Annotated in this window: 20 protein-coding genes, 5 tRNA genes and 2 pseudogenes; 13 read left to right on the top strand and 14 right to left on the bottom strand. The window is 59.0% G+C overall.

Annotated features, from left to right (window positions below):
- Window positions 1–74: 74 nt before the first annotated feature.
- Window positions 75–293, top strand: a complete 219-nt coding sequence (locus tag ACYZTL_RS06125; protein ID WP_461951017.1) for a hypothetical protein — start codon at window positions 75–77, stop codon at window positions 291–293.
- Window positions 294–409: 116 nt separating this feature from the next.
- Here the strand turns inward: ACYZTL_RS06125 and ACYZTL_RS06120 are convergent.
- The 6 genes and pseudogenes from ACYZTL_RS06120 to ACYZTL_RS06095 form a co-directional block, all read right to left on the bottom strand.
- Window positions 410–670: pseudogene (locus ACYZTL_RS06120) on the bottom strand (transporter substrate-binding domain-containing protein); the annotation flags it as partial.
- A 111-nt stretch (window positions 671–781) separates the two neighbouring features.
- The gene (gene copD / locus ACYZTL_RS06115) at window positions 782–1,717 is read right to left on the bottom strand and encodes a copper homeostasis membrane protein CopD (RefSeq protein WP_461951016.1); all 936 of its coding nucleotides are present in this window, start codon (window positions 1,715–1,717) and stop codon (window positions 782–784) included.
- 3 nt (window positions 1,718–1,720) lie between these two features.
- Window positions 1,721–2,092: a copper homeostasis periplasmic binding protein CopC gene (gene copC, locus ACYZTL_RS06110; RefSeq protein WP_461951015.1), complete on the bottom strand. Its 372-nt coding sequence runs from the start codon at window positions 2,090–2,092 to the stop codon at window positions 1,721–1,723.
- 54 nt (window positions 2,093–2,146) lie between these two features.
- A complete protein-coding gene (locus tag ACYZTL_RS06105) occupies window positions 2,147–3,034 on the bottom strand; it encodes a copper resistance protein B (protein WP_461951014.1) in 888 nt (295 codons plus the stop codon).
- Window positions 3,035–3,044: 10 nt separating this feature from the next.
- On the bottom strand, window positions 3,045–4,736 hold the full coding sequence (locus ACYZTL_RS06100) for a copper resistance system multicopper oxidase (protein ID WP_461951013.1): 1,692 nt from the start codon (window positions 4,734–4,736) through the stop codon (window positions 3,045–3,047).
- Between the two features lie 114 nt (window positions 4,737–4,850).
- Window positions 4,851–5,555, bottom strand: coding sequence for a murein L,D-transpeptidase catalytic domain family protein (locus ACYZTL_RS06095; protein ID WP_461951012.1), 705 nt, complete (start codon window positions 5,553–5,555; stop codon window positions 4,851–4,853).
- Window positions 5,556–5,636: 81 nt separating this feature from the next.
- Here ACYZTL_RS06095 and ACYZTL_RS06090 point away from each other — a divergent pair, with 81 nt between their 5' ends.
- Together ACYZTL_RS06090 and ACYZTL_RS06085 are read left to right on the top strand one after the other, a co-directional pair.
- Complete coding sequence (locus ACYZTL_RS06090) at window positions 5,637–7,376, top strand: L,D-transpeptidase family protein (protein ID WP_461951011.1); 1,740 nt, start codon at window positions 5,637–5,639, stop codon at window positions 7,374–7,376.
- A gap of 240 nt (window positions 7,377–7,616) precedes the next feature.
- Entirely contained in the window at window positions 7,617–9,188 is a 1,572-nt protein-coding gene (locus tag ACYZTL_RS06085) for a sensor domain-containing diguanylate cyclase (RefSeq protein WP_461951010.1), read from the top strand.
- A gap of 51 nt (window positions 9,189–9,239) precedes the next feature.
- On the opposite strand, the pseudogene ACYZTL_RS06080 reads toward ACYZTL_RS06085, so the two are convergent.
- Window positions 9,240–9,359, bottom strand: a pseudogene (locus tag ACYZTL_RS06080) (GNAT family N-acetyltransferase); the annotation flags it as partial.
- 89 nt (window positions 9,360–9,448) lie between these two features.
- Between ACYZTL_RS06080 and ACYZTL_RS06075 the strand changes: the two are divergent.
- Both ACYZTL_RS06075 and ACYZTL_RS06070 read left to right on the top strand, forming a co-directional pair.
- The gene (locus ACYZTL_RS06075; protein WP_461951009.1) at window positions 9,449–10,243 is read left to right on the top strand and encodes an exodeoxyribonuclease III; all 795 of its coding nucleotides are present in this window, start codon (window positions 9,449–9,451) and stop codon (window positions 10,241–10,243) included.
- Window positions 10,244–10,354: 111 nt separating this feature from the next.
- Window positions 10,355–11,182, top strand: coding sequence for an arylamine N-acetyltransferase family protein (locus ACYZTL_RS06070; RefSeq protein ID WP_461951008.1), 828 nt, complete (start codon window positions 10,355–10,357; stop codon window positions 11,180–11,182).
- Here the strand turns inward: ACYZTL_RS06070 and ACYZTL_RS06065 are convergent.
- Window positions 11,179–11,496, bottom strand: coding sequence for a BrnA antitoxin family protein (locus ACYZTL_RS06065; RefSeq protein ID WP_461951007.1), 318 nt, complete (start codon window positions 11,494–11,496; stop codon window positions 11,179–11,181). The two genes, ACYZTL_RS06070 and ACYZTL_RS06065, sit on opposite strands and share 4 nt — an antisense overlap.
- 3 nt (window positions 11,497–11,499) lie before the next feature.
- Complete coding sequence (locus ACYZTL_RS06060) at window positions 11,500–11,781, bottom strand: BrnT family toxin (RefSeq protein ID WP_461951006.1); 282 nt, start codon at window positions 11,779–11,781, stop codon at window positions 11,500–11,502.
- Window positions 11,782–12,039: 258 nt separating this feature from the next.
- Here ACYZTL_RS06060 and ACYZTL_RS06055 point away from each other — a divergent pair, with 258 nt between their 5' ends.
- Window positions 12,040–13,557, top strand: coding sequence for a nucleobase:cation symporter-2 family protein (locus ACYZTL_RS06055; protein ID WP_461951005.1), 1,518 nt, complete (start codon window positions 12,040–12,042; stop codon window positions 13,555–13,557).
- A 239-nt stretch (window positions 13,558–13,796) separates the two neighbouring features.
- Here the strand turns inward: ACYZTL_RS06055 and ACYZTL_RS06050 are convergent.
- Window positions 13,797–13,872, bottom strand: a tRNA-Asn gene (locus tag ACYZTL_RS06050).
- Between the two features lie 227 nt (window positions 13,873–14,099).
- On the opposite strand from ACYZTL_RS06050, the gene ACYZTL_RS06045 reads away from it, so the two are divergent.
- Window positions 14,100–14,330 (top strand): hypothetical protein, encoded by a 231-nt coding sequence (locus ACYZTL_RS06045; protein WP_008007186.1) that lies wholly within the window; start codon window positions 14,100–14,102, stop codon window positions 14,328–14,330.
- Here ACYZTL_RS06045 and ACYZTL_RS06040 read toward each other — a convergent pair.
- Both ACYZTL_RS06040 and ACYZTL_RS06035 read right to left on the bottom strand, forming a co-directional pair.
- The gene (locus ACYZTL_RS06040; RefSeq protein WP_461951004.1) at window positions 14,327–14,536 is read right to left on the bottom strand and encodes a hypothetical protein; all 210 of its coding nucleotides are present in this window, start codon (window positions 14,534–14,536) and stop codon (window positions 14,327–14,329) included. The two genes, ACYZTL_RS06045 and ACYZTL_RS06040, sit on opposite strands and share 4 nt — an antisense overlap.
- 235 nt (window positions 14,537–14,771) lie before the next feature.
- On the bottom strand, window positions 14,772–15,968 hold the full coding sequence (locus ACYZTL_RS06035; RefSeq protein WP_461951003.1) for an amino acid aminotransferase: 1,197 nt from the start codon (window positions 15,966–15,968) through the stop codon (window positions 14,772–14,774).
- Window positions 15,969–16,306: 338 nt separating this feature from the next.
- On the opposite strand from ACYZTL_RS06035, the gene uvrB reads away from it, so the two are divergent.
- Window positions 16,307–18,322 carry an excinuclease ABC subunit UvrB gene (uvrB, locus tag ACYZTL_RS06030; protein WP_461951002.1) on the top strand — a complete coding sequence of 672 codons (2,016 nt, stop codon included), beginning with the start codon at window positions 16,307–16,309 and terminating at the stop codon, window positions 18,320–18,322.
- Window positions 18,323–18,489: 167 nt separating this feature from the next.
- Here the strand turns inward: uvrB and ACYZTL_RS06025 are convergent, their stop codons facing one another.
- Together ACYZTL_RS06025 and ACYZTL_RS06020 are read right to left on the bottom strand one after the other, a co-directional pair.
- Window positions 18,490–20,040, bottom strand: coding sequence for an MDR family MFS transporter (locus ACYZTL_RS06025; protein WP_461951001.1), 1,551 nt, complete (start codon window positions 20,038–20,040; stop codon window positions 18,490–18,492).
- Window positions 20,030–21,079, bottom strand: coding sequence for an HlyD family secretion protein (locus tag ACYZTL_RS06020; protein WP_461951000.1), 1,050 nt, complete (start codon window positions 21,077–21,079; stop codon window positions 20,030–20,032). The genes ACYZTL_RS06025 and ACYZTL_RS06020 overlap by 11 nt, the downstream gene beginning before the upstream one ends.
- A gap of 220 nt (window positions 21,080–21,299) precedes the next feature.
- Between ACYZTL_RS06020 and gltX the strand changes: the two genes are divergently transcribed.
- From gltX to ACYZTL_RS05995, 5 genes are all read left to right on the top strand, one after another.
- Complete coding sequence (gene gltX, locus ACYZTL_RS06015; protein ID WP_461950999.1) at window positions 21,300–22,781, top strand: glutamate--tRNA ligase; 1,482 nt, start codon at window positions 21,300–21,302, stop codon at window positions 22,779–22,781.
- A 236-nt stretch (window positions 22,782–23,017) separates the two neighbouring features.
- Window positions 23,018–23,093 (top strand) — tRNA-Ala (locus ACYZTL_RS06010).
- Window positions 23,094–23,172: 79 nt separating this feature from the next.
- A tRNA-Glu gene (locus ACYZTL_RS06005) sits at window positions 23,173–23,248 on the top strand.
- 53 nt (window positions 23,249–23,301) lie between these two features.
- Window positions 23,302–23,377: transfer RNA gene (locus ACYZTL_RS06000), tRNA-Ala, on the top strand.
- Window positions 23,378–23,457: 80 nt separating this feature from the next.
- Window positions 23,458–23,533, top strand: a tRNA-Glu gene (locus ACYZTL_RS05995).
- Window positions 23,534–23,567 lie beyond the last annotated feature (34 nt).

The raw sequence follows: 23,567 nt of genomic DNA, 5'->3' as shown, positions 1-23,567 counted from the left end.
CTTGGCGGGCTTGCAGCATAGGATGAGGACTTAAGCCCGAATCGCAGCGCTCCAGTCCACAGGGAAACCGAAAAATGATCTCGAACCTCTTCAAAGTCTTGCTGATCGGTGGTGCGTTGCTATTGAGCGCCTGTTCGGGTGTGAGCACCCATAGCAATTATTCAGAAGATCTTCAGCCGTCTGCCGGCTTTGGCCCGGGCCCCACCATCCACCCCGGTAATTTGAATTTCCATGGCAGTGCGCTCGGTAGTAGCTTCGGCGAGTACAGTTCGGGGTTGTTGCACGACGATTAAGGGGGAGGCACAACGGCTCAGGTGTTTCTGCCGTTGCGTAGGTTGTCCCGAGTACCGTGAGTGGCGACTTCTGCGCGGTTGAACGCAGGTTGCACCAGCTGCTACCTGAAATACGGCTATTTGGACTCAGGCGTCGCTATCCACTGACCCAAGACTTTCTGGTACTTCCCCGTCACCTTAGCCAGGTGCAACGACTGATCGACATACAACTTCCACGTCATGTCGTCACGCGGCAGCAAATACGCCTTCTCCCCATACTGCATAAACTGACTCGGATTCACCGCGCACAAACCGGGTTTGAGTTTCTGCTGATACAGCGCTTCCGACGCATCCGTGATCATCACGTCAGCCTTCTTGTCCGGCAGCTCCTGAAAGACAGCCGACTAAATGATGGCCATACAATAGCGCTGTCGGCTTTGATAGCTAATAGTCTAAAAATCAGTGGAGAGCTGCATTGCAGCTGAATCTTATTAGGAGTCGCGCGACCTCTACAGGTCGCCCACTTCCACTTCCGGACTAAGCATTCCAAGCCAGGCCACGAGCCCTGCGATCAACACCGCGAGCGACAACTCGACAACCATACTGCGTCGCAGCGCGTTGGCGGCAACGACGTATTTCCCCTCCTGCAACGACCGCTCCAGAAACGGCCCGAGGTGAAACCGGTTCAGCGCGGCCAGCACCAGCATCCCGGCAAACAGTGCAACTTTGATAAACAGCAAAATCCCATAGGTGCTCAGGATTACGTCATCAAGCTTCGGCCCCACGATGAACAGGTAATTCACGACTCCCGTAACCGTGATGACGACCACGATCACCGCGCCGACCCATTCAAATCGACTGACAGCCCGAGCCAGCAACCTGATCCGCTCTTCTGTTTGCAGCGCGTTGATTTTCGCCATCAACGCAAACGCCATCAACGCCCCAACCCAGGCACCCGCTGCCAGCAGATGCAGAATGTCCATCGCAAAATGCCAATACCGACGACTGCCTTCATCCATCGCCCCATGACCGTTCCAGGCCAGGGAGGCGAGGGCGATACCGCCAGACATCGACGCAACCAGCAAGCTGACGCCGGGCATGCGATGGTTGAACATCACCATCAAACCGGCCACCACAAGCGCAACGATTCGAACCGTCCAGGCCAACCCTGCATCCGTCTCAAGCACCAACATCTGAATGTGTGGCCGCAGCGCGGCGGGGTCCGACTCCCCACTCATCGCACTCACCATCGTCACCATGCCAGCCACAGACAACAGAACCCCGAGCACTGCGGTCCCCAGCAGTATCGACCGAAACGGCAGCACCGCCCCGGTCATCCGTTCCCGGCCCTTAAGGCTGTAGAGCCCAAACAAGCCCATCCCAAACAGCACCATCAAATCCACATACAACCCAAACCGCAGTGCAATGCTGATCCAGTCGCTCATCAATCACTTCACTTTGAACGTGACGTTGCCGGTGATCGGATGAGTGTCCGAAGACACGGCGCGCCATTCGACTTTGTAGGTGCCGACAGGCAACGGTGAGAGAGGGGTGATGACCATGGTTTTCGGATCGCTACCACCAGAAACTTTGGCTTTCATGGGCATGGGGGAGTGCGCCATGCCAGGCATTTCAGTCATGACCAATTTTGCACCGGAGAACTGGGTCATGAGGCTTTCGGAGAAGTGCAGTTCGATCTTGCTCGGTGCCGCACCGTCCGCGCCTTCGGCCGGGGTGGAGGACAGCAGTTTCGGGTGGGCTTGAGCGAGCGCGCTCATGAGCAGCCCAATGGCAACGGCGGTAGTTTTAATCATGCGCATGCAAGGCCTCTTACCGCTTTAAGCGGTTGTTTTTTGGTTGTTGAGTTAATGCGTTTAGAACCACAGCCGAACGCCGAGAACGAGGCGTGCTTCACTGCGATCCTCGCCATCGTCCCTGGCGTAATCGGCGGTTCTGCCGTAGGTGCGGTTCCAGGTCACGCCGATGTACGGGGCGATCTCACGGCGAATTTCATAGCGCAACCGCAGCCCGGCTTCGGTGTTGGAGAGCCCGGCACCAATGCCCCGCTGCGGATCGTTTTTGCCGTAAACATTCAGCTCGGCGGTCGGCTGCAAAATGAGCCGGTTGGTCAGCAGGATGTCGTAGTCACCTTCCAGCCGCGCCGCGGTCTGGCCGCCTTCACCGATGAACGCCGTGGCTTCGGTTTCGAAGTTGTACAGCGCCATGCCTTGCACGCCGAACGCGGCCCAGGTTTGCGGGTCGCCGGGTTTGAAGTCCTGGCGAACGCCGGTCACCACGTCCCACCAAGGGGAGATCGCGTGCCCCCACAGGGCGTGGATTTCGGCATCTTCGGTTTTGCCGTTGATGCGTTCGCCTTCGGAACGCAGCCACAGGCGATCGATATCACCGCCGACCCAACCCGATAAATCCCAGGCCAGCGCGCTGCCGTCGTCGGCGTCCTGCCATTCGAGTTTGTCGGCGAGGAAGTAGTGGTTGAGCGCGGAGTCATGCACGTTATGGCCGCCGGGGCTGACGAACACGGCGGCGCGGTCGGCATCGGTCAAAACCGGGATCGGCGTGCGGCTTTCGGTTGGCGCGGCGGGCTGCATCTGGCCGTCGTCCATGCTTTGCATCTGACTATGGTCCATGCCCTGCATCTGGCTGTGATCCATGTTCTGCATGTCGTCGGTGGCGGCCATCGCCGAAGTGAGCGCCAGGCTCGCGGTCACGAATGCCAAAGAGATCGGGGTGAGTCTGGTCATGGGTAGCGCCTCATTCTTCCACGCGAACTTCACGGAACATGCCCATTTCCATGTGATATAGGAGATGGCAGTGATAGGCCCAGCGGCCGAGTGCATCGGCGGTCACCCGATAGCTGCGTCGGGAGCCGGGGGGCATGTCGATGGTGTGTTTGCGCACCATGAACTCGCCGTTCTCGTCTTCGAGGTCACTCCACATGCCGTGCAGGTGGATGGGGTGGGTCATCATCGTGTCGTTGACCAGCACGATGCGTACGCGCTCGCCGTACGTGAGGCGCAGCGGTTCGGCGTCTGAGAATTTCACGCCGTTGAACGACCAGGCGAACTTCTCCATGTGGCCGGTGAGGTGCAGCTCGAGGGTGCGGCTCGGGTCACGGCCGTCCGGGTCTTCGAAGGTGCTGCGCAGGTCGGAATAGGTGAGGACGCGGCGGCCGTTGTTGCGCAAGCCAAGGCCTGGATCGTCGAGTTTCGGCGAGGTGGTCATGGCTTGCATGTCCACCAGTGGGTTGTCGTTTTCCGTGGCGGGATGCGATTGCATGCCTCCCATGGCGCTGTGATCCATGCCGGCCATGCTGGCGTGATCCATCCCGCCCATGCCCATGTCGTCCATGGTCACCAACGGTCGCGGATCGAGTGCAGGCACTGGCGCGGACAAACCCGCTTTCGCCGCCAGCGTGCCCCGTGCGTAGCCGGTGCGATCCATCGACTGGGCGAACACGGTGTAAGCGTCCAGTGCCGGCTCGACAATCACATCAAAGGTCTCCGCCACCGCAATGCGGAACTCGTCGACGCTCACCGGTTTGACATACAACCCGTCCGCCGCGACCACCGTCATTTTCAGCCCTGGAATGCGCACGTCGAAGTAGCTCATGGCAGAGCCGTTGATAAACCGCAGCCGCAGTTTTTCACCCGGCCGGAACACACCCGTCCAGTTCGCGTCCGGCGCCTGGCCGTTCATCAAGTAGGTGTAGGTGGCGCCGCTGACGTCGGCCAGGTCTGTGGGATTCATCTTCATTTCGGCCCACATCTTTCGATCGGCGACCGTGGAAGCCCAACCGTTCTCGCTGACGTCGTGGATGAAATCGCCCACGGTGCGCTTGTTGTAGTTGTAGTAATCGGACTGCTTTTTCAGCGTTTTCATCAGGCTGGCGGCGTCTTCGTCGGTCCAGTCGGTCAGCATCACCACGTAATCGCGGTCGTACTGGAAAGGCTCCGGTTCCTTGGCGTCGATCACCAGCGGGCCGTAAACGCCGGACTGTTCCTGCAGGCCCGAATGGCTGTGATACCAGTACGTGCCGTTCTGCCGGAGCTTGAATGTGTAAACGTACACGCCGCCGGGTTCGATGCCGTGAAAGCTCAGCCCCGGCACGCCGTCCATGTTGGCCGGCAGCAAAATGCCGTGCCAGTGAATGGAGGTGTTTTCCTTGAGCCGGTTCTTCACCCGCAGCGTGACCGTGTCGCCTTCGCGCCAGCGCAGCAATGGGCCGGGAATGCCGCCGTTGATGGTCATCGCGGTGCGCGGATGGCCGGTGATGTTGACCGGGGTTTCGCCGATGAACAGGTCGAAATCGGTGCCGGCCAACACCTGCGGTTCGCCAGGGCTGGTGACCGCCCACGCAGGCAAGCGCCATAACCCGAGGCCGCCGAGCAGTCCGCCCGCGGCCAACCCCTTTACGAAGGTGCGTCTTGAAGTGTTGGAGTGCATGCCGTTTTATTCCCGGTTCCGTCAGTTGGGAGACAACCTGACGACGAGACTAGCGGGTGATGCCTTTCAGAAGACTGAGTCGCAGATTACAGTTTTGACAGGTTAACGCGGCTTTCAGCGGTTGGTAGAAAGTTTGGAGGCCGACGCCACCGTCCCGCTCCCGCAATTGATATACGAAGATTTTTTCAACCAGCGCTGATCCGGGTAGTACGAAAACAACAACTGCCCATCTTTCATCGAATCAATCAGCTTGTGCGCAATGGCGGGTCGCACGGCCGGGCAGCCCAGGCTTCGACCAATCCGTCCGTTTGCCCGCGCCAGCACCGGGCTGACGTAAGGCGCGCCGTGAATGACGATTGCCCGGTCAAACGCATTGTCGTTGAAGCCCGGCTCCAGGCCTTCCATGCGCAGCGAATAACCGTTCTGCCCGACATAGCTCTGTTGCGTGCGATACAACCCGAGGCTGGTGGCAAAGCTTTCATTTTGATTGGAGAAGTTGACGGCCATGTTCTCGCCGCTGTTGCGACCATGGGCGACCAGTTCATGAAACAGCAACTTGCGTTTCTTTAAATCGAACACCCACAGGCGCTGTTCGGTCGAAGGGAGGGAATAATCAATAACCGCAAGTCTTTGGACAGGAGCAGAACCTTGAGCGATGCTGCATTGCGAGGCGCGAACGGCGAGGTTGATGACCTTGGCGTTGGCTTTCGGGGCCGCTTTGATGAGGGCGGCCGCGAGCGAATCGGCGTAGGCTGACGGTACGGACATTGCAGTCAGTAGCAGGGCCGGCAGTAGATAGCCAATACGTAGTGGCGCCATATAGATGTCTCATCATGTTAAGTTCGAGTCTAGCAGTGCGGCGAAAGCCAAGCGTTGAATGCGGGAGATTAAGGATTATTCATGGTGCTTTTAACAAGGTTATTCGTCATAAGCCGCGTATTTTTTATGGGCTTTCTGATCGGTGGCACGGCGCTCGCGGAAACTTCGCCGATTGAGCCGACAATTGCGCCGAGCTCCGTAATCGAAGCGACAGCGGATGACAACGTCGGTCAGGCGATTCAGGCTTCGCTTGAGCCGCTGAAAACCGGGTTTCCACCGTTGCTGACGTCGTCGCGTAATCGGCGGGTGGATGTCAGTCGTCTGGTCATGGATTTTTATACGCACCGTGCTTATCGCGCGGCGTGGACGAATGATAGCGACGTCGCACAATTGATCGCCAGCTTGAGCGCGACTGAAGCCGATGGTCTGAACCCGACGGATTTTCATATTGATGAGCTGATCCGATCCCAGACCACAATGCAGACCACACCGGTCACGCCCGAGCAACGGGCTGCCTTTGATTTGGCGACGACGCATACTTTTATTACCGCGCTGCTGCAGATGCGGCGGGGCAAAGTCGATCCTTCGCGGCTCGACATTCATTGGAATTTTGACGCCAATGGCGTCGACCCGCGCGACGACGTCAATGCCTTCTTCGCCGCGCTCGACAATCACGATGTCGCGAAGGCTTTTGCTCAAGCACCGCCGCAAGAAGCGGTGTACGTGGGGTTGCGCCAGGCGCTGGCGCAATTGCGCGGTATTCGCGATCGGGGCGGCTGGCCGAAAGTGGTTGTAGACCATTCGCTCAAACCTGGCATGGACGAACCGGCTGTCGCGCAGCTGCGCGCCAGGATGGTCGCGGCAGGTTTTCTCGATTCGCGGTTGATCCACGGTACGAAGTACGACGGCGCCGTCACCGCAGCGGTGAAAAAGTACCAGAACGAGCAGTACCTCGGTGCGGATGGCATGGCGGGGGCGACCACGCTGGAGGCATTGAATGTGCCCGTTGACGCACGCATTGATCAGGTGCGGGTGAACATGGAGCGGGCGCGCTGGCTGCTTTATAAACTCCAGGGCACGTTTGTTATCGTTGATATCGCCGGCTACAAAGTGGCGATGTACCGCGATGGTCAGCCGATCTGGCGCTCCCGGGTGCAGGTCGGTAAAACGGCGCGTAATACGCCGATCTTTCAGGCGCAGATTACCTACATCACGTTTAATCCGACCTGGACGGTGCCACCGACGATCCTCAAGGAAGACGTGCTGCCGAAAATTCAGAGCAATCCCGGCTACCTGGCCGCCAACCGTATTCGCGTGATCGATCGCGACGGCAACGAGCTGGATCCGTCAGCCGTCGACTGGACCAACCCGCGTGGCATCAGCTTGCGCCAGGACGCCGGGCCGGAGAGCTCGCTGGGTCAGGTGGTGATCCGCTTCCCCAACGACTACGCGATTTACCTTCATGACACGCCGCATCGCGAGTTGTTTGCCAAGACTGTCCGCGCAACCAGTTCGGGCTGCATCCGGGTGGAGAACCCGCTGCAACTGGTGGAGTTGTTGTTCAACGACCCGGTTAAATGGAACAGCGCCGGTATTCAGAAACAGCTGGCCAACGGCAAGACCGAGAACATTCGGCTGCCGGTGAAAGTGCCAGTGTTGTTGGCCTATTGGACAGTGGATTTGGGCAGTGACGGGCGCGTGGCGTTTAAACCGGATGTGTACGGCTACGATGAGCCAGTGTTGCGGGCGTTGAATCGGCCTGCGCAAGTGCCTGTGTTGAATTTACAGGCGGCGACGGCCTCGGTGGGGAGAGGGCAGTAATAGGGTCGAATCCAGACTGACCAGTCCGCCCTCATCAGGACGTCGACCGTCAGCCGTTCGGCGCTTGCGCCGGGGAGGGCATTTTTCCTGCGGAGATGCCAAGAGTGCACGGGCGCGTTTGCACAGTGCGATGCGACGCCTGTCCAAAGGGCAATTGCCCCGCACCATCCCGTAGATTAAGCTCGCAAACTTTTGGGGTTTGGGGTCTTCGCCCATGCCTTACTCTTGCAGGACGAGCTTTTGCCTATCTCCCATGACGACCCGCGCCACACCAGTGGCGTCGCTTTGAAACGGCTACCCCTGCGCAAGGCGGCGGTCCTGTTTATTGTGGTGGTGTGTCTGTCCCTCTGCGGTTTGCTCTATCTGCAACTGGAGCAATCGCGCCAGCACGATCTGGCGGTGGCCGAAGTGGCGTCATCGAACCTTACACGCGCCATGGCGCAGCAAGCCGAAGACACGTTCATGAAAGCCGATCTGGTACTGACCAGTCTGGCGGACTGGATTCAGGTTGATGGTTTTGGCCCGGCACAGAAGCCACGTTTACAGAAAACGTTCGCCCGCCGGGTGCAGGCGCTGAGTCAGTTGCACGGGATCTTCCTGTTCGACCAGAAGGGGCAATTGGTCGTGACCTCGTTCGAGGACCTGCCTCGCGGCGCCCGCGTAGCGGACCGAGAATATTTCCTGTTTCACCAGCAGAATGCTTCGTCCATGGCGCACATCGGGCCGGCGATACGCAGTCGCCATAATGGCGAGTGGATCATCCCGATTTCAAAACGGGTCAACGACAAGGACGGCCGTTTCCAGGGCGTTTTGCTGGCCGGCATCAAAATGTCCTACTTCGATCAGTTTTTCAAAAGCTTCAGCATTGATGACGACGGCTCCATGTTCCTCGCGTTGACCGACGGAACGCTGCTGGCGCGACGGCCGTTTGTGGAATCACAGATTGGCCAGTCACTGGCCAAAGGGGAGATTTTCGACAAATACCTGGCTGGCGCCATGTCCGGCAACGCGATGATCGGTTCTGTACTCGATGGCACCGTTCGCTTGCATGGCTACCGGCAACTTGATGTTTATCCGCTGGTGGTGTCCGCGGCCTCGTCCAGGGATTCGATTCTCAAGGGTTGGTATGACAGGGCGATTCAATCCAGCGTCATTGTGGCCCTGGTTGTGCTGGGCGTGGGGCTGTTCGGTTGGGGGTTCGTGCGCCAGGTGCGCCTCGGAGAGCGGGTCGAGAAGGATTTGCGCAAGGCCAAGGATGCGCTGAAGCTGATCGCGACCCATGACAGTCTCACCGGCCTGGCCAATCGCCGACTGTTCAAGCAGGCGCTGGACATCGAGTTTGGCCGTGGCATCCGGCAGTCGAGTCCGCTGAGCCTGATCATGCTCGATATCGATTACTTCAAGCGCTACAACGACGCTTACGGCCACGTCGCGGGTGACCATTGCCTGGCAGAAGTGGCGAGGGCGGTGAAGAGTTGCTGCCATCGACCAGCCGATCTGGCGGTGCGTTACGGCGGTGAGGAGTTCGCCGTGTTGCTGCCGAATACAGATATTCACGGCGCGATGGTCATTGCCGAGCAAATCCGCCACAGCGTCATGGCCCGCAACATCAACCACAGCGGTGCGCCCAGCAGTTACGTGACCGTCAGCCTCGGCTGTTTTGCCTTCGTGCCGACGCGCCTGGACAGCACCGAAGTGTTTATCGAACGCGCGGACGCGGCGTTGTATCAGGCCAAGCATTCCGGGCGAAACCGTTCGGCGGTGCTGTCGATGGACGTTGGTGTCGGGGAATTGATGCGCTCTGATCGTTGAGGCGGTTTTAAGTCCGGGAAGTGACCGTTGATTTCATGTTACGGGCCGTCCTTACGTATTCACCGCTGGTTTTTGTTCGAGACTCTGCCGCACCTGCGGCCATTCATCATCAATGATGCTGAACCGCACCGAGTTGCGCTTGCGGCCGTCCGGCATGATCCGTTCGTGGGCGTCTATTACGCCGTACTTGAGATTGCCGACGCAACCACCCAAATGCCTGGATGTCACACACTGAACACACATGTCCGGAGCGCTGGCCCATGAAGAATTTGCGAATCGCAACGTTCAACGTCAATGGCATGCGCGCCCGGCTGCCGAACCTGCTGGCCTGGCTGGAACGGGAGAAGCCGGACATCGCCTGCCTGCAGGAGCTCAAGTCGGTGGACAGCGCATTTCCTGCCGCAGAACTTGAGGCGGCCGGCTATGGTGCGATCTGGCAGGGGCAGTCATCGTGGAACGGGGTGGCGATTCTGGCGCGCGATGCACAACCGCTGGAGAGTCGTCGCGGTTTGCCGGGCGACGACGGCGATACGCACAGTCGGTATCTGGAGGCCGCCGTGCACGGCGTGCTGGTGGGCTGTTTGTACCTGCCCAACGGCAATCCGCAGCCTGGGCCGAAGTTCGATTACAAACTGGCCTGGTTCGAGCGGTTGATCACTTACGCCAAGGATCTCCAGAGCAGCGAACACCCGGTGGTGCTGGCCGGCGACTACAACGTGGTGCCGACCGACCTGGACATCTATAACCCGCGGTCCTGGCTCAAGGATGCGTTGCTGCAACCGCAAAGCCGCGAGTGTTATCAGCGGTTGCTGGATCAGGGCTGGACCGATTCCCTGCGCCATCTGTATCCAGAGGATCGGCTCTACACCTTCTGGGACTATTTCCGACAACACTGGCAGAAAAATTCCGGGCTGCGCATCGACCATCTGTTGCTCAATCCGGCGCTGAGTCCTTATCTGCAAGAGGCCGGTGTCGATGCCTGGGTACGCAACGAGCCGCATGCCAGCGATCATGCGCCAACGTGGATTCAACTGAGTTCGCGCAAGCGGCGATGATTTTTCGTGAGTGGCGATTGGCGAAATCAATTGTCGGTCGCACCGGTTTATCCCTTATACATGGCGCCCATCGGCGGAGAGATCCGCGGCCCCGTGCATAAGGATCGAGCAATGAGCGAGCCACGTCTGAGCAATCTTGCGTTGTACCTGCAACGTCTGGGTTTCGACGCGGCACCGGCGCCAACCCTGGAAACCTTGCGTCAATTGCAGTTTCGTCACACCGGTGCTTTCCCGTTCGAGAACCTCACCACGTTGTCTGGCGAGCCGGTACTCATCGACTTGCCGTCCATCGAGCAAAAAGTCCTGCACGATGGCCGCGGTGGTTACTGCTATGAGCTCAACCATCTGTTTCTGGCCCTGCTTCAGGCGTTGGGCTTCGACGCTAGCGGCATCTCCGGCCGCGTGGTCATGGGTCAACCCGAGGGCGCGTGGACCGCGCGTACGCACCGCCTGAGCCTGGTCACCCTGGATGGCGTGCGCTACATCACCGACGTGGGGTTCGGCGGTATGGTCCCCACCGCGCCGCTGCTGCTCGAGACTCCAGACGAGCAACTCACACCTCACGAACCCTATCGCATCGAGCAGCATGTCGACGGCTACACCCTGCGCGCCAACGTCGCTGGTGAATGGCGACCGATGTACATCTTTGACCTGCAACGTCAGGAAGACATCGATTACGCCGTCGGCAACTGGTACGTCTCGACCCATCCCGAATCGTCTTTTGCCAAACAGCTGATGGTGGCGCGGACGGGGGAAGGTTGGCGGCGTACGCTGAACAACGGCAGTTTTGCGATCCACCGGATCGGCAGCGAGAGCGAGCGGCGGCAGGTCGTTGATGTGGATGATCTGGTTGGGTTGCTGGGGAGCGAGTTCGGGATTCGGGTGCCCGAGCATGCACATTTGAAGCAGGTGCTTGGGCGGTTGATCGAGCCCGTCTAGGGGCGAGCGTCAGGCTCCATCATTCGGTGGATTTCGCTGACGGCGTCCAGCAACTTTTTCTCCAGACTTTTCAGGTCAGAGGGCGTTATTCCTTTTTTGAGATGCCCGGTCTCGGCAGATTTGCCTTTTTCATTCAGCAATGCGTGACGGAGCGTGTTGTTGATCACAGTCTGGTAGCCATACCCCTCGCTTTCCGCGAGCGAGCGAGCAGCCTCTATGACCGCTTCATCCAGCATGATGGTAATGCGGGTTTTGCCTTTGCCAGGGGCAACCGCCCCACGCTTGGCACCGCTGAAGTCGTATTCATCTTTCATCACTCAATCCTCCAGATAGCGGCGACGCTCGTTTTTCGTGGCGATGCGCGCGGAAATGACTCGAACGAAATTCGGATCGCGGTAGGTGTATGCGACGACCAGCAAGCGACCTTTGGCGTCCAGTCCCAGGGTGATCCATCGCTGTTCATCGTGATGATCGTCCTGAAACGTCAGCGCTCGTTCGTCATGGAACACGGCCTCAGTCTCTGCGAGGCTGATGCCTTGATGCTTCAGTTTGTTCGCCGCGTTTTTTGCCTTGTGATACTGAATTTCGAATGGCTTCATTATGCATACTTTATATGTATAAAAAAGAGGACGGCCCTACCGGTGGTCGCCAGGAACTCAAAAGACTAGCGGGAGATGTGAGAGGGCTTCGGAGGGATATATTTCAAGGTTTATTGAAGGATGCTGTGGATGGGGCACTGGGTGGGGATGGACACATGTCCATAATATGACTGAATAGTTGTATACAACTCTATAGACATTTATCCTGAGTCTTGCATACAGTGTGCGCATAACAAAAACCAGGGAACCCCCCCAATCATGAAAACGCCCCATGTTTCACACCAACGGCCTGAGGACGAAAACCTCGGGGTCGGCGCGAATATGGCTTACGGCCTGCAACATGTTCTGACCATGTACGGCGGTATCGTCGCGGTGCCTTTGATCATCGGCCAGGCGGCCGGGCTCTCGCCGGCGGACATCGGTTTGTTGATTGCTGCTTCATTGTTTGCGGGGGGCTTGGCGACATTGCTGCAGACCCTCGGTCTACCGTTTTTCGGGTGTCAGTTGCCGCTGGTGCAGGGCGTGTCGTTCTCCGGCGTCGCGACCATGGTGGCGATTGTCAGCAGTGGCGGGGAGGGTGGATTTCAATCGATTCTGGGTGCAGTGATCGCCGCATCCTTGATCGGTTTGCTGATCACGCCGGTGTTCTCGCGAATCACCAAATTCTTTCCGCCACTGGTGACGGGCATCGTCATCACCACCATCGGTTTGACGCTGATGCCGGTGGCCGCGCGCTGGGCCATGGGCGGCAACAGCCATGCGGCGGATTTCGGCAGCATGTCGAACATCGGTCTGGCGGCGGTGACGCTGGTGCTGGTCCTGCTGCTGAGCAAGATCGGCAGCGCAACCATCTCCCGTTTGTCGATCCTGCTGGCGATGGTCATCGGCACGATCATCGCGGTGTTTCTCGGCATGGCGGACTTCTCGTCCGTCACCCAAGGCCCGATGTTCGGCTTCCCGGCGCCGTTCCACTTCGGCATGCCAACCTTCCACTTCGCCGCGATCCTGTCGATGTGCATCGTGGTCATGGTGACCCTGGTGGAAACCTCGGCGGACATCCTCGCCGTCGGTGAAATCATCGGCACCAAGGTAGACTCCAAACGCCTGGGCAACGGTTTGCGCGCCGACATGCTGTCGAGCATGATTGCGCCGATCTTCGGCTCCTTCACCCAAAGCGCGTTCGCCCAGAACGTCGGGCTGGTGGCGGTGACCGGTATCAAGAGCCGCTTCGTGGTGGCCACCGGAGGCTTGTTCCTGGTGATCCTCGGTCTGCTGCCGTTCATGGGGCGGGTCATCGCCGCCGTACCGACTTCCGTGCTCGGTGGTGCCGGTATCGTGCTGTTTGGCACCGTGGCGGCCAGCGGTATTCGCACGCTGTCCAAGGTCGATTACCGCAACAACGTCAACCTGATCATCGTCGCCACCTCCATCGGTTTCGGCATGATCCCCATCGCTGCGCCGAATTTCTACGACCACTTCCCAAGCTGGTTCGCGACGATATTCCACTCGGGTATCAGCTCCTCGGCGATCATGGCCATCGTGCTGAACCTGACCTTCAACCACCTCACCGCCGGCAACTCGGATCAGCAGTCGGTGTTTGCTGCTGGTACTGAACGGGTTTTGCGTTATCAGGACTTGGCAGCGTTGCGCGAAGGGGATTATTTCAGCGAAGGCAAACTGCATGACTGCGACGGGAAAGAGATCCCGGTGGTGGAGGCGGACCATGGGCATGGAGAGCCTCGGGCGGTGCATGCGAAAAGCAGTGAGCATGTGTGAGTAAAAAAGGCGTCATCCGGGGCTAATGCCAGTCAATCAAGCGAACACTACCCTTGTAGGAGCAGCCGGTCGACGCTCGATTGCTCGCGATGGACGCTAGCGGTAACGCGTATTCTCTGGAAAAACGCGTCGCCCTGAAGTCCATCGCGAGCAATCGAGCGTCGACCGGCTGCTCCTACATTCCGCCCACAAAAAAGCCCCTGAACCTTTCGATTCAGGGGCTTTTCATTGTTGCTGTCTGGCTCCACGACCTGGACTCGAACCAGGGACCCAGTGATTAACAGTCACTTGCTCTACCAACTGAGCTATCGCGGAATGGCGTGTATGTTACTGATTCAAAAAGAGAAGTCAAGCACCTGTTAACAATTTGAGCGATTCATCGGGACGGACGGTGGTTTATCGGCGATTGGCGGTTACCAGAACCGCACCAGAGGTCTACCATGGCCGCCCGGAAGTGGTTACACGCGCTACCGGCCATTCGCCGAAAAGGTACGCGCCATGAATTACCCAGTCCTCGCATTCCGAAGCAACGGGGTGTTCGCATGAGCATCGCACAGATCAGCCTGCCCAAAGGGGTCGGCCCGCACGCCGAAAAACTGTTCGACGCCATCACTCAGGCCAGCACCGCTGACGAATTGAATCGCGCAGGCGGCAAGGCCGAAGGTTTTGTCCTGGGCCTGGAAAGCACCAAGGCCATCAAAAGCCAGGTCGCCGAATCGCTGTACGTCGCCTATGACGATGCGGCCAGCCAGCGCGCGACCGAACTGGCTTAACCGCCGAAGGTCACGGTGGCGAGCATCAGTTTGGCGTAAAGCAGCGTCGCGCCCAGCTGCACCAGCCACAAGGCCAGGCCGCCGAGAAACACGCCCGCTGCCACTTGCATCACCAGGTTTTTCCCGCGTTTGGCCGGGGTGCGGGGGATGAAGTCATTCAGGTCATCCAGATCATCGCGCTCAGCGCGCAGGTCATCGTTTTTCATGGGCTTCTCTAGATTTTCAGGATGTACACAAAACCCTGTGGGAGCGGGCTTGCTCGCGAAAGCGGTGGGTCAGCTTGCATAAGCGTTGAAGGTGCCGACGCTTTCGCGAGCAAGCCCGCTCACACATTTGATCTGTGTGCAGTCTAGAGGGCTTGGTTGGCGGGTCGAGAATTATCTGCGCCAAATAAAAAACGGGAAGCCCAAGGGCTTCCCGTTTTTCGTATCACCACACGACTCAGATCACCGCAACGATAGCCTTGGTCACGACATCGATGTTGCTCTGGTTCAGCGCGGCGACGCAGATGCGGCCGGTGTCCAGGGCGTAGATGCCGAACTCGTTGCGCAGACGGGTCACTTGCTCAACCGTCAGGCCGGAGTAGGAGAACATGCCGCGCTGACGACCGACGAAGCTGAAGTCACGTTGCGGAGCCTGTTTCGCCAGCAGGTCGACCATCTGGGTGCGCATGCCGCGAATCCGCAGGCGCATTTCGGCCAGTTCCGCTTCCCACTGGGCGCGCAGTACCGGGCTGTTCAGCACAGCGGCGACGATGCTTGCACCGTGGGTCGGCGGGTTGGAGTAGTTGGTGCGGATCACGCGTTTGACTTGCGACAGCACGCGTGCGCTTTCTTCTTTCGAATCGCTGACGATCGACAGGGCGCCAACGCGCTCGCCGTACAACGAGAAGGATTTGGAGAACGAGCTGGAGACGAAGAAAGTCAGGCCCGATTCAGCGAACAGACGCACAGCAGCGGCGTCTTCGTCGATGCCATCGCCAAAGCCCTGGTAGGCCATGTCGAGGAACGGTACGTGACCTTTGGCTTTCACCACGTCCAGGACGTTTTTCCAGTCTTGCGGGCTGAGGTCGACGCCGGTCGGGTTGTGGCAGCACGCGTGCAGCACAACGATCGAACCGGACGGCAGGGCGTTCAGGTCTTCCAGCAGGCCGACACGGTTAACGTCGTGGGTCGCGGCGTCGTAGTAACGATAGTTCTGCACCGGGAAACCGGCGGTTTCGAACAGCGCGCGGTGGTTTTCCCAGCTTGGGTCGCTGATCGCCACGACGGCGTTCGGCAGCAGTTGTTTGAGGAAGTCGGCACCGATTTTCAGTGCGCCAGTACCGCCAACGGCCTGAGTGGTGATGACGCGGCCAGCAGCGATCAGCGGCGAGTCATTGCCAAACAGCAGTTTCTGCACGGCCTGGTCGTAAGCAGCGATGCCATCGATCGGCAAGTAGCCACGGGAAGCGTGTTGAGCGACGCGAATCGTCTCGGCTTCGACAACGGCGCGCAGGAGTGGAATTCGCCCCTCCTCGTTGCAGTAAACACCGACCCCCAGATTGACCTTGTTGGTACGGGTATCGGCGTTGAATGCTTCGTTGAGGCCCAGGATTGGATCGCGTGGTGCCATTTCGACAGCGGAGAACAGGCTCATTTTTGCGGCGGCTCTGAATGGAGAGTGGAGGGACGTGTCGCGCTCCAGCCGAATGCACTAGAGCGGTGCACAAACGGGGAGCTAGTATAGAGGCCATCTGCGATTGATGGCGACAGTCGATTCGGCTTTTAGCGTAAGTTTTTTCGATTATTTTTCGACCGTTAGTCGATTGGCTGCGTCAAAGACTTCAAGGGATGTAGGACGTTTGCCTTGAAAGCGAGGGTAATCGCCACCACATTGAGCGCAATCCAGTTTTTTCCTCGGGCGACGTCGGTCGTTTGTGGTCTTTCTCGTTGCTGTCCGGTTTGCCCGGACGGGCGCGACCCAGAGGGTATTTCATGTCTGAATTCCAGCTAGTCACCCGCTTCGAGCCCGCCGGCGACCAGCCGGAAGCCATTCGCCTGATGGTCGAGGGTATCGAAGCCGGGCTGGCGCACCAGACGTTGCTCGGTGTGACCGGCTCGGGCAAGACCTTCAGCATCGCCAACGTCATTGCCCAGGTTCAGCGCCCGACGCTGGTGCTGGCACCGAACAAGACCCTGGCTGCGCAGTTGTACGGTGAGTTCAAGGCGTTCTTCCCGAACAATGCCGTCGAGTACTTCGTTTCCTACTACGACTACTACCAGCCCGAAGCCTACGTGCCGTCCTCGGACACCTTCATCGAGAAGGACGCCTCGATCAACGATCACATCGAACAGATGCGACTCTCGGCGACTAAAGCGTTGCTGGAGCGCAAGGACGCGATCATCGTCACCACGGTGTCGTGCATCTACGGTCTGGGCAGTCCGGAAACCTATTTGAAAATGGTGCTGCACGTGGATCGCGGCGACAAGCTCGATCAGCGCGCATTGCTGCGTCGCCTGGCGGACCTGCAATACACCCGCAACGACATGGATTTCGCCCGCGCGACGTTCCGCGTGCGCGGTGATGTGATCGACATCCATCCGGCAGAATCCGATTTCGAAGCGATCCGCATCGAGCTGTTCGATGACGAAGTCGAGAGCCTGTCTGCCTTCGATCCGCTGACCGGCGAGGTGATCCGCAAGCTGCCGCGTTTCACGTTCTATCCGAAAAGCCACTACGTGACGCCGCGAGAAACCCTGCTCGACGCCATCGAGGGGATCAAGGTCGAGTTGCAGGAGCGTCTGGAGTACCTGCGTTCCAACAACAAACTGGTGGAAGCGCAACGCCTTGAACAGCGCACGCGTTTCGACCTGGAGATGATCCTCGAACTGGGCTACTGCAACGGCATTGAAAACTACTCGCGTTACCTGTCGGGTCGCGATTCCGGTCAGGCGCCACCGACCTTGTTTGACTATCTGCCGGCCGATGCCTTGTTGGTGATCGACGAGTCCCACGTCAGCGTGCCGCAGGTCGGCGCCATGTATAAAGGCGACCGTTCGCGTAAAGAAACCCTGGTGGAATACGGTTTCCGCCTTCCGTCAGCGCTGGACAACCGGCCGATGCGCTTCGACGAGTTCGAAAGTATCAGTCCACAGACGATTTTTGTATCGGCCACGCCGGGCAACTACGAGGCGGAACACGCCGGTCGTGTCATTGATATGGTGGTGCGCCCGACCGGCCTGGTGGACCCGCAAATCGAGATCCGTCCGGCGTTGACCCAGGTCGACGATCTGCTGTCGGAAATCAGCAAACGCGTTGCACTGGATGAACGGGTATTGGTCACCACGCTGACCAAGCGCATGTCCGAAGACTTGACCGACTACCTGGCCGACCACGGCGTGCGGGTGCGTTATCTGCACTCGGACATCGACACCGTGGAGCGCGTGGAAATCATCCGCGATTTGCGCCTCGGAACCTTTGATGTGCTGGTGGGGATCAACCTGCTGCGTGAAGGCCTGGACATGCCGGAAGTCTCGCTGGTGGCGATCCTCGATGCGGACAAGGAAGGCTTCCTGCGTTCCGAGCGCTCGCTGATCCAGACCATCGGCCGTGCGGCGCGGAACCTCAACGGTCGGGCGATTCTGTATGCGGATCGCATCACCGGTTCCATGGAGCGGGCAATCGGCGAAACCGAGCGTCGTCGCGACAAGCAGATCGCCTTTAACCTCGCCAACGGCATCACGCCCAAAGGTGTGTTCAAGGACGTTGCCGACATCATGGAAGGCGCCACCGTGCCGGGTTCGCGCAGCAAGAAGCGCAAAGGCATGGCCAAGGCTGCCGAGGAAAACGCCAAGTACGAAGCGGAATTGCGTTCGCCGGGGGAAGTCGCCAAGCGTATCAAGGCGCTGGAAGAGAAGATGTACCAGCTCGCTCGCGATCTGGAGTTCGAAGCAGCGGCGCAGATGCGCGACGAGATCGCCAAGCTGCGGGAGCGGTTGATTGCGGTTTGATGGCGATAAGCGGTCCATGTGGCGAGGGGATTTATCCCCGTTCGCCTGCGAAGCAGGCGCTTATCCGGTGAGCGCGGTGTAACCGACACATCTTGGTCGGCGGTTTAGAGGCCGCTTCGCGGCCCAACGGGGATAAATCCCCTCGCCACAAGGTTACGCACGTCTTATCAGTGGGCTTCCCCAGCCTTCAACCCCGCCGGCAACTGCTTGGTCAACAACACCGCGATCATGCTGACCCCCAGCGCAATCCCGACAAAATGAAACGCATCGTTGTAAGCCATGATCGACGCCTGCTGATGGGCGATCTCACTGAGCTTGCCCAGCGCCGCCGTTTCACTGCCAAGCCGATCCGTCAGCGACGCCATGCGTTCGGCGACTTGCGGGTTGCTCGGCACGATCGCTTCGCGCAAATAATCAAAGTAGGTCTTGGTCCGCGCGTCCAGCAACGTGGCGAGGAGGGCGATGCCGATCGCGCCGCCGAGGTTGCGCAGGATGTTGAACAGGCTCGACGCCGACCCCGCATCCTGCGGCAGGATGTACGCGGTGGCGATCAGCGAGATCGTCACCATGATCAACGGCTGACCCAGTGCGCGGATGATCTGGATCTGATTGAACTGCGGTCCGGCAAAGTCCGGGTTCAGCACGCCCGAGGAAAAACTCGCCAACCCGAACAACCCGAAGCCCAGCGTGCATAGCCATTTTGGCGAAATGAACTTCATCAGTTTCGGCACCAGCGGAATCAGGAACAGCTGCGGCACGCCCATCCACATGATGACTTCGCCGATCTGCAGGGCGTTGTAGTTCTGAATCTGCGCCAGGTACAAGGGCAACAGAAAGATCGAGCCGTACAAACCGACACCCATTCCCAGGCTGGAAATACTCGATAAACCAAAGTTGCGATTGCCCAGGATGCCGAGGTTGATCAGCGGATTGGGCTTGGAAAACTGCACGATCACAAAGGTGATCAGACTGATCAGCGCGATGCTGCCCAGGGTCACGATCAGGTCCGACTCGAGCCAGTCCTTGCGATGGCCTTCCTCCAGAAAAACCTGCAAACAGCCAAGGCCGATACCGAGCGTAAGAATCCCGGTGTAGTCGGTGCTTTTCAGCAGTTCCCAGTGCGCTTCTTTTTTCTCCAGGCCATACATCAGGCCGGCGATCATGATCAGGCCCGGCGGGATGTTGATGTAGAAGATGTATTCCCAGCCCCAGTTTTCCGTCAGCCAGCCGCCGAGCGTCGGGCCGATGGAGGGCGCGAACGTTGCGGTCATGGCGAACATCGCCATGCCTTTGGCGCGGTGGTGTTCTGGAAGTTTGATCAGCGTCAGGGTGAACGCCAGGGGGATCAGCGCGCCGCCGGTGAAGCCTTGCAGCGCGCGGAAAATGATCATGCTTTCCAGGCTCCATGCCATGGAGCAGAGCAGGGAAGCGGCAAGAAACCCGAGCGAGACCCACACGGCCAGCCGTCGCGCCGAGAGCAGTTGCACCAGCCACGCCGTCAGCGGAATCATGATGATTTCCGCGACCAGGTACGACGTGGAAATCCATGAGCCTTCTTCCAGGGTCGCCGACAGCGCACCCTGAATATCCTTGAGCGACGAGTTGGTGATCTGGATGTCGAGCACCGCCATGAACGCGCCGAGCATCACGCTCATCACCGCGATCCAGTCCCGCCGGGTCGGTTCGCCGGCGGGGCGGATCAGATGATCACCGGCCATCGTCAGGGGCGTCTTTGATGTTCACTTTCGCGGTAACCGACATGCCCGGACGAATCTTGCCGTGCAGCGGGTTGTCCGCGGCGAAGGTCAGTTTTACCGGAATCCGTTGTACGACTTTGGTGAAATTGCCGGTGGCATTGTCCGGCGGCAACAGGCTGAACTGCGCGCCCGAGGCGGCGAACAGGCTATCGACACGCGCTTTGATCGGCGTGTCGCCGTAGGCGTCGAAGGTCAGTTCAGCTTGCTGGCCGGGCTGCATGCGGCCGATCTGGGTTTCCTTGAAGTTGGCCTGAATCCAGATGTCCTGGTCCGGCACGATCGACATCAGATAAGCGCCGGCCTGCACGTATTGGCCTTCGCGGGCGGCGCGCTGGCCAATCAGGCCGCTGATGGGTGCGTGGATTTCGCTGCGGGTCAGGTTCAGTTCGGCCTGAGCCAGATCGGTTTTGGCGTTGGCGATCATGGCGTCGAGGCGCTTGATTTCGGCGCTCAGGGAATTGACTTGCTGGCGCTGACTTTGAGCGTCCGCCTGGGCCTTGGTCACTTGCGAGCGGGCGATGTGGTTGTCGGCGGAGAGGGTGGTCACCCGCTCTTCGGAAACGTAGCCGGGTTTGCGCAGGGTTTGCGCGCGGGACAAGTCGATTTGCGAGCGACCGAGGCTGGCCTGACTGGACGCGACTTGCGCCTCGCTGGAGGCAATCAGGCTGGCTTGCTGGGTCAGTTTGCTCTGGGCTTGCAGGCGTTCGGCCTGGCGGGTGGCCAGAGCAGCGTTGGCGCGGTCGACGGCGAGGTGGAAGTCGTCGCCTTCAAGCTTGATCAGCAATTGGCCTTTCTCGACGCGCTGGTTGTCCTGCACCAGTACCTGATCGATGCGCGCGCCCAACTGGCTCGACACACGGGTGATCTCGCCCTGGACATAGGCGTTGTCGGTGCTTTCATAAAATCGTCCCTTGAAGAACCACTGGGCAAGAAAGCCCCCGGCAATCAGCAGGACGATCAACAGGAAAATAAACAGGCGACGCTTGAGTTGGGCAGGCATGGGGCAGACTGTAGTCGAGAAATTGTAAGGAAAGTTATCGGCAGGCGAATTTGGCATACAGTCCATAGTGGGTAAATGCCATTGGCTGATAAACCATCATTCATCGCGGCCAAGGCCCTTTGTAGGCGCAAACTTGGCTTAAATGCCCTGCTTACTGGAGCCGGGCGGGCAACGCCTGTTACCATTCGCCCTTTGTTTTATCTTCATTTCGAGACTTGCCATGACCACCGTCCGCACGCGCATCGCGCCATCGCCTACCGGGGACCCCCACGTAGGTACCGCTTACATCGCTTTGTTCAACTATTGCTTTGCCAAGCAGCATGGCGGTGAGTTCATCCTGCGAATCGAAGACACCGATCAGTTACGTTCGACCCGCGAGTCCGAACAGCAGATTTTCGACGCCCTGCGCTGGTTGGGTATCGACTGGAGCGAAGGCCCGGACGTCGGCGGCCCGCACGGTCCTTACCGGCAGAGCGAGCGTGGCGACATCTATCAGAAGTACTGCCAGCAACTGGTCGAGATGGGCCATGCCTTCCCGTGCTTCTGCACCGCCGAAGAACTGGACCAGATGCGCGCCGAGCAAATGGCCCGTGGCGAAACCCCGCGTTACGACGGCCGTGCGCTGTTGCTGTCTGCGGATGAAGTCGCGCGCCGTCTGGCCGCTGGCGAGCCGCACGTGATCCGCATGAAAGTGCCGAGCGAAGGAGTGTGCGTGGTGCCGGACATGTTGCGCGGCGATGTCGAGATCCCGTGGGATCGCATGGACATGCAAGTGCTGATGAAGACCGACGGTCTGCCGACGTACTTCCTGGCCAACGTGGTCGATGACCACCTGATGGGCATCACCCACGTTCTGCGCGGCGAAGAATGGCTGCCTTCGGCACCGAAACTGATTCTTCTGTACGAATACTTCGGCTGGGAACAACCGGAGCTGTGCTACATGCCGCTGCTGCGTAACCCGGACAAGAGCAAGCTGTCCAAGCGCAAGAACCCGACCTCGGTGACGTTCTACGAGCGCATGGGTTTCATGCCGGAAGCGATGCTCAACTACCTCGGGCGCATGGGCTGGTCGATGCCGGACGAGCGCGAGAAGTTCTCGCTGCAGGAAATGGTCGATCACTTCGACCTGAGCCGAGTTTCCCTCGGCGGGCCGATTTTCGACATCGAGAAACTGTCGTGGCTCAACGGCCAGTGGCTGCGTGACCTGCCGGTGGAAGAGTTCGCCTCGCGCCTGCAAACCTGGGCACTCAACCCTGAATACATGATGAAAATCGCGCCGCACGTGCAGGGCCGCGTTGAAACGTTCAGCCAGGTTGCACCGCTGGCCGGGTTCTTCTTTGCCGGTGGCGTGAACCCGGATGCCAAGCTGTTTGAATCGAAGAAATTGTCGGGCGATCAGGTTCGTCAGTTGATGCAGTTGATTCTGTGGAAGCTGGAAAACCTGCGTCAGTGGGAGAAGGACAGCATCACCGCGACGATTCAAGCGGTGGTCGAATCCCTGGAGCTGAAGCTGCGTGACGCCATGCCGCTGATGTTCGCCGCGATCACTGGCCAGGCGAGTTCGGTGTCGGTGCTCGATGCGATGGAAATCCTCGGCCCGGACCTGACGCGTTTCCGTCTGCGCCAGGCCATCGACCTTCTCGGTGGCGTGTCGAAGAAGGAAAACAAGGAATGGGAAAAGCTCCTGGGTAACATCGCCTGATTCCTTGATGTCCCGAAAAGATCGCAGGCTACGCCAGCTCCTGCATTTGAAATGCAATCCCCTGTAGGAGCTGCCGAAGGCTGCGATCTTTTGATCTTGCTTTTGGCGGCGCCCCCGTTTTACGGGGAGAGGGCGGTAAGTGATTGTTATGACGGCAAAAAACTTTGAAATATTTTAAAAATAAGTTTGACAGCCTTTCGAAGCGCCATTAAGATTCGCCCCGTCCTCAGCGATGAGGGGCTATAGCTCAGCTGGGAGAGCGCTTGCATGGCATGCAAGAGGTCGACGGTTCGATCCCGTCTAGCTCCACCAATTTACACTTCAAGGTCTGGCCACACCGGCCTTGAAGCGATCAACACTCAGCGTTGATCTGTTGTATAGAAGGGTTTGCGTCCCCTTCGTCTAGTGGCCTAGGACACCGCCCTTTCACGGCGGTAACAGGGGTTCGAGTCCCCTAGGGGACGCCAGTTTTACAGAAGCGATGTTGCAAGATGTCGCTCCGCCGCGAGGCGAAAAATCCGGGGCTATAGCTCAGCTGGGAGAGCGCTTGCATGGCATGCAAGAGGTCGACGGTTCGATCCCGTCTAGCTCCACCAATTTTACAGTTCAAGGTCTGGCCACACCGGCCTTGAATCGATCAGCTCTCAGCACTGATCAGTTGTATAGAAGGTTTTGCGTCCCCTTCGTCTAGTGGCCTAGGACACCGCCCTTTCACGGCGGTAACAGGGGTTCGAGTCCCCTAGGGGACGCCACGATTACCCGCTCTGCGGGATTTTATAAGGGTCA

This window comes from Pseudomonas sp. LB3P81, from assembly GCF_054897965.1.
The sequence above is the reverse complement of the archived record's forward strand: the minus strand, read 5'-3'. Positions and strand labels throughout refer to the sequence as shown.